Below are 3116 nucleotides of genomic sequence, written 5' to 3'. Positions count from 1 at the left end.
TTCGTGGCTATTCAGGTTCGCAAGCTGATACGGCTGGTGGTCGATCAGAACGAGGACCGAGTCCTGCGGACGAAGAAGCGACTTGAGGCCGTTGCGGCGGGCCGGCGTGTCCTTGGCGAGCATAGAAGAAACCTTCTGTCGAAAGAGAGTGTCAGACATCCTGGCAAAGTGTCCGCAGATAATGTCATGGCGGCTTGCTGGGCGGTACCGGCACTCTTCGACAAACTGTGTCGCACAATCGCGAACACCGTGAGCGAACCCAACCTCGACCTCCGTCCGTGAACACTCACGAGGTTTGTGTCTGTTTACACCTTGGTGGAGGTCCGAGGCTGTCGAGACAGACGGTATTGCATGAACAGCCCTTTCAACAGGGTTCCCATTTCTATAGCGAGGTATAGCTGCCAAATCGCGAACCTGGAGTTGCTAATGCCGGAACCGGCGCCGGTCGATCTCTTGGATGTCATTTCGTTCGTCCGCGTGGTCGAAACGGGCAGTATCGTGAATGCAGCAGCGCGCCTGGGTCTGGCGAAGTCGATCGTAAGTCGCCGCATAAGTCGGTTGGAGGCGGTGCTCGGTGCCCAGCTTTTGGTCCGAACGCCAAGAGGCACCACACTAACGGATATCGGGCGGGAATATTATTCTCGCGCGGGCGGGGGATTGGCGGAACTGGAGTCCGCGAGGGAGGTCGTCAACAAGCTGACCAGCGAAATATCCGGACTGGTTCGTCTGCAAGTTCAGACCGCCTTCGGCGAGTTCGTGATGGCGCCGCTGCTCGCGGAATTTGCAGTGCTGCATCCGCGCGTTCAGTTCGACATCTGCTTCGAGGATCGTCGGGTCGACATGAGCGCGGAGGCGCACGACATCGCCATCAAGCCGGGGTCAGATCCGGACCTGACGCTAATCACGCGCAAGCTTGCCAAGATCCGGTGGGTGGTTGTCGGTAGCCCAGCTTACCTTGATGCGCATGAACGCCCGACGCATCCCTCCGACATGAGGGCCCTTAAAGCCATGCTGCACGTGTCTGACACGGGCAAGTGGCGTTTCCAAGGAGTAGACGGCTGGGAGCATGTGCACATGAGTTCGGATTTTCGCACCGACAATGGGCACATGTTGTTGGCCGCTGCCCGCGCGGGACTGGGCGTGACGGTCGTTCCACGATTCATGGTCGAGGAATCCCTGGAACGCGGCGAGCTGGAAGTAATCCTGCCAGCATTTCCGCATGACGGGGCGGACCTGAACATCTTCATACCGCCGGCGCGGACCAGTGTTGCCAGGGTGCGTGCGTTGGTGAACTTCCTTCTCGAGAAGGTCGGCCCGGAAGTTTAGGTGGGCCGTCTGCCCAGCGTCGCGTCGCTGGGCAGGCGTGCCATTAGTCTAGCCAGCAACGTCGATCGCGACCTTGCCACGGAGCCCGCGCGCGCTTCCATCCTCGAGCAGCGCATGCGCTTCGCCGATGCGGGAGAGGGGAAGGACGGCGCCGATCACGGGCCTTATCTGGCCGCGTTCGACCAGGTTCGTCAGATTGTCGAGCTTGCCCCGGTTCTGACGGGTGAATACGAAATGATAGGAAGCGTTCTTTCCCCAGGCCTGAATCAGGTTCTGTGGATGTGCAATGTCGACGATGCTGACGACGCGCCCGCCATCGGCGAGGACGAGTGGGCTTTTCGCCAGGGTATCGCCGCCGATCGTATCGAAGACAACGTTCAGGCCTCGCCCCTGCGTCAACTCGGCCACGGCTGAGACATAGTCATCCGAGCTGTGGTCGATGACCTCGTCCGCGCCCAGCGAGCGCACAAGGTCATGGTTGCTGCCCCGCGCGGTCGTAATCACCCGCGCGCCCATGGCTTTCGCGAGCTGGATCGCGATCGTACCCACGCCGCCTGCACCACCGTGGATCAGAATGGTCTCCTGGACGCTCAGCTGAGCTCGGGTGACCAAGGCCTCCCACACGGTTCCTCCCACCAGCGTCAGGCTCGCTGCCTCCAAATGGCTGATGTTGCGCGGTTTACGGGCCACCAACTCCACATCGGCAACATGCTGCTCGGCGTACGAGCCGGGACCTCCGAAGATTTTAGGCGTGTAGTAGACCTCGTCGCCTCTCACGAATTCGGTCACATGCGATCCCGTCTCCTCGACGACGCCAGAAACGTCGTGCCCAATGATGGCGGGCAGCGGTACGTGTTCGACATAGTCGCCGCGGCGGATCTGGTAGTCGAGCGGGTTGAGTGCGGTCGCATGGACCCGGACCCGCACTTGGCGCGGGCCGACGGCGGCGACAGGAACGTCGCGCAACTCGAACGCGTCGGTGCCCCCGAAGCGGGCGAGCACGGCTGCCTTCATCATCTGAGCCATTCATCATACTCCCTTTGAGGAATTACCGCGCGTCGCGCTGCGGATGCCTTCCGGTTGAGGCAGGGATTTGACTTCCTTACAGACAAAGCGGTAGCCCCTCGTATCCGGAGTCAGTTTCAACGTTCTCTTGAGACCGAGAGCGAATGCTCGCGGTCGAGATCCTCAGCTGTTCCGTTAGGCGCTGCTCTCGTGCGCGGGGTTGGGACGATGGATTTCGATGATCTGAACCTGTTCGTGCGGATCGCCCGACTAGGTAGCATCAGTGCCGCCGCGCGAGATCTGGGCATGAGCCCCGCTGGGGCGAGTGCCCGCCTCGCCTCTTTCGAGAAGCATCTCGGCTCCCGCCTTGTTCACCGTACCACGCGCGTGACCACGTTGACCGAGGATGGTCAGGGCTTCCTGCCGCATGCCGAGCACCTCATCGAGGCCGCAGAGGTTGCTCGCGCGACGCTGGGCGGTAAGCAGGCAGCACCGCGCGGGACGCTCCGGGTGGCGGCGCCCTCCTCCTTCGCCCGGATGCACATCGTTCCAGGCTTGGCGGAGTTCAGGACGCTATATCCGGATCTCAGGATCGATATGCGGTTATCGGACAGAGTGGTTGATCTCGTGGAAGGGGCGTTCGACGTAGCCGTCCGCTACGTCGATCTTAGCGATTCCTCGTTTGTGGCTAGACGGATTGCTCCAGATCGCCGGGTTCTCGTAGCGTCGCCCCGCTATCTTCATCGTCACGGCCGACCTTCCCTTCCAGCTGATCTCGACACGCA

At 61.4% G+C, this 3116-nt stretch carries 3 protein-coding genes; 2 read left to right on the top strand and 1 reads right to left on the bottom strand.

The annotated features are described in order from the left end of the window. Positions 1-426: 426 nt before the first annotated feature. Positions 427-1326: a LysR family transcriptional regulator gene (locus AC062T_RS04630; protein ID WP_476027837.1), complete on the top strand. Its 900-nt coding sequence runs from the start codon at positions 427-429 to the stop codon at positions 1324-1326. Between the two features lie 48 nt (positions 1327-1374). Here the strand turns inward: AC062T_RS04630 and AC062T_RS04625 are convergent, their stop codons facing one another. Then, on the bottom strand, positions 1375-2343 hold the full coding sequence (locus tag AC062T_RS04625; RefSeq protein WP_476027835.1) for a zinc-dependent alcohol dehydrogenase family protein: 969 nt from the start codon (positions 2341-2343) through the stop codon (positions 1375-1377). 216 nt (positions 2344-2559) lie between these two features. Here AC062T_RS04625 and AC062T_RS04620 point away from each other — a divergent pair. Continuing rightward, positions 2560-3116, top strand: a 557-nt coding sequence (locus AC062T_RS04620; RefSeq protein WP_476027834.1) for a LysR family transcriptional regulator, incomplete at its 3' end; no start/stop codon positions are given.

The organism is Homoserinimonas sp., assembly GCF_056262345.1.
Note: the sequence above shows the minus strand (reverse complement) of the source record. Positions and strands in the feature narration are given on the sequence as shown.